Genomic DNA, 2,362 nt, shown 5'->3' with positions numbered 1-2,362 from the left:
GACAAAAACAAGTGAGGTCTTGCATTATTATCAGCTTCCGTACACCTATCTTCCGCTCGAACATGACTTTAATGAATAGTGATATAGCACCTTGGTGCAGGCCTTTCCAAGAGAAGCTAAAGTGATACTATGCTTTTTATGGAGCATGAACGGTTTGGTTTAACCCCCGCCTAAACGACATTTGGATATAATCGCGAAATTCTATAAAGGTGCATCTGTGGTGAAAAGAATATTGGTAAAGTTTTCTGGTGAAGCGTTGGCAGGTGAAGAAGGGTATGGTATCGATACTCAGATTCTTAATTTTATTGCAGGTGAGATCAAAGAGCTTGTAGACAACGGTATCGAAGTAGGGATCGTTGTAGGCGGCGGAAATATCATTCGTGGTGTGTCAGCTGCGGCAGACGGGATCATCAAGAGAACTTCCGGAGACTATATGGGTATGCTAGCCACGGTCATCAACGGTGTAGCGATCCAGGAGGCTTTGGAGCATGCAGGACTTGAGGCCAGACTTCAGTCCGCCATAGATATGCAGGAAATAGGCGAGGCTTTTATCGTCAGACGTGCACGAAGACACTTGGAAAAAGGGCGTGTAGTGATATTTGCAGGAGGTACAGGAAACCCGTACTTTACGACAGATACAGCAGCTACGCTCAGAGCTTCCGAGATCGAATCTGATCTGTTGATCAAAGCGACCAAAGTGGACGGTGTCTATGACAAGGATCCAAACAAGTATGACGATGCCGTGAAACTGGATGTGTTATCCTACGATCAGGCATTGAACGATGATATCAAAGTGATGGATGATACTGCCATTGCTCTGGCAAAAGAGAACGGATTGCCTATTGTGGTATGCAACATGTTTGAAAAAGGCAATCTTCTTGCAATTATCAAAGGCGATATGAGCCGATGTTCAATTGTGAAATAAATCATGCTAAAATAGAGAATGAAATAATAAAGGAACAGATATGAGAACAGAACAACTAACAGCTTTGGCATTGGAAAAAGTGGATTTTGACAAATACCTTCTTGCAAATGCGGTAGGCAAAAGAGCAGAGGCGATCTCAAACGGTGCCGAAATAAAGCTGGATATAGATACATCAGGTATGAAATACTCAGATATTGCACTTCAAGAAATCGCTGAAGGTAAAATCACCGTAAGTCTAGAAGGCTAAATCCCTTTGGATGCTTTTCTAGATAAAGCTAAAAAGATAGATACCATTGAAGAGGCCAAGGCCCTTCTTTGGGAAGAACTCCCCTCTCCTCTGCCCGCAACCATCAAGGCGCTAGAGCTTTCACTTGAAGCACATAAAGGCCAAACGCGAAAAAGCGGAGAGCCTTACATTGTTCACCCCATACTGGTAGCAGCGATCACGGCAAAGATCTCTAATGATGAAATGATGGTCCAGGCTGCACTCTTGCATGATGTGGTAGAAGATACAAGTGCTACCATCGAAGAGCTGGAACGTGAATTCGGGGATGATGTCGCACATATGGTCGAAGGACTGACCAAGATCGTCGAGATACGTGATGAAGAGCTGGTCCCCTCCGGTTCAGATGAAAGGCTTATAAACTCGGCACTGACATTCCGGAAAATGCTTATCGCTTCGATCAAGGATGTGCGTGTGCTGGTGATCAAGCTGTGTGACCGGCTGCATAATATGCTTACGCTGGATGCATTGAGTGTAGAGAAACAGAAACGTATTGCTGAAGAGACCATGGTCGTCTATGTTCCCATTGCGCATAGGCTTGGTATCTCAAGGCTTAAGAACCATCTGGAAGATCTGAGCTTTTATTATATCTATCCCGAAGACTATCAGAAAATAGATACCTATATCCAGTCAAATGCACAAAACCTGAAGATCAAGCTCAATACTTTTATACAAAAGATCAAAGAGATGATGGATAAAGATGGCTTCAAAGAGGGTGAGTATGAAATTATCGGAAGGGTAAAACACTACTACTCCATCTATCTTAAGATGCACCGCAAAGGGGTAAGTATCGAAGAGGTACTCGATCTGCTGGCGGTCCGTGTGATCGTAAAAGAGCCTATTGATTGTTACAGGGTACTGGGGCTGATGCATTTACAGTTCACCCCTCTGATCTCCAGATTTAAAGATTATATCGCAGTACCCAAGGAAAATGGATATAAAACGATTCATACCACCCTGTTTGACGAAGAGGGGATCGTAGAGGCACAGATCCGCACCAGGGAGATGCACAGGCTGGCTGAGTATGGCGTTGCCGCACACTGGAAATATAAGGATGGTGATAACAGTGTCAACCTGGAATGGCTTGAGAGTCTGAATTACCAGAATGAATCGATCGAAGAGTTCTATGAATTGGCAAAATCGGATCTTTTTTC

At 43.9% G+C, this 2,362-nt stretch carries 3 protein-coding genes; all 3 read left to right on the top strand.

Annotated elements, in window-relative coordinates; all coding sequences use genetic code 11:
* Positions 1–217 precede the first annotated feature (217 nt).
* Entirely contained in the window at positions 218–925 is a 708-nt protein-coding gene (gene pyrH, locus VIM88_RS02140) for a UMP kinase (protein ID WP_331861238.1), read from the top strand.
* A gap of 40 nt (positions 926–965) precedes the next feature.
* Positions 966–1,172 (top strand): DNA-directed RNA polymerase subunit omega, encoded by a 207-nt coding sequence (locus VIM88_RS02135; protein WP_331861237.1) that lies wholly within the window; start codon positions 966–968, stop codon positions 1,170–1,172.
* A gap of 6 nt (positions 1,173–1,178) precedes the next feature.
* Positions 1,179–2,362 (top strand): RelA/SpoT family protein (locus VIM88_RS02130; RefSeq protein WP_331861236.1); only part of this gene is annotated, 1,184 nt, incomplete at its 3' end.

It is taken from the genome of Sulfurovum sp., assembly GCF_036568385.1.
Taxonomy (GTDB): Bacteria; Campylobacterota; Campylobacteria; order Campylobacterales; family Sulfurovaceae; genus Sulfurovum.
This window is presented reverse-complemented; position numbering and strand designations above follow the sequence as displayed.

Bases quoted from the DNA above. Each gene is read 5' to 3' on its own strand.
- VIM88_RS02135 (WP_331861237.1), top strand. From the start codon at position 966: ATGAGAACAGAACAACTAACAGCTTTGGCATTGGAAAAAGTGGATTTT.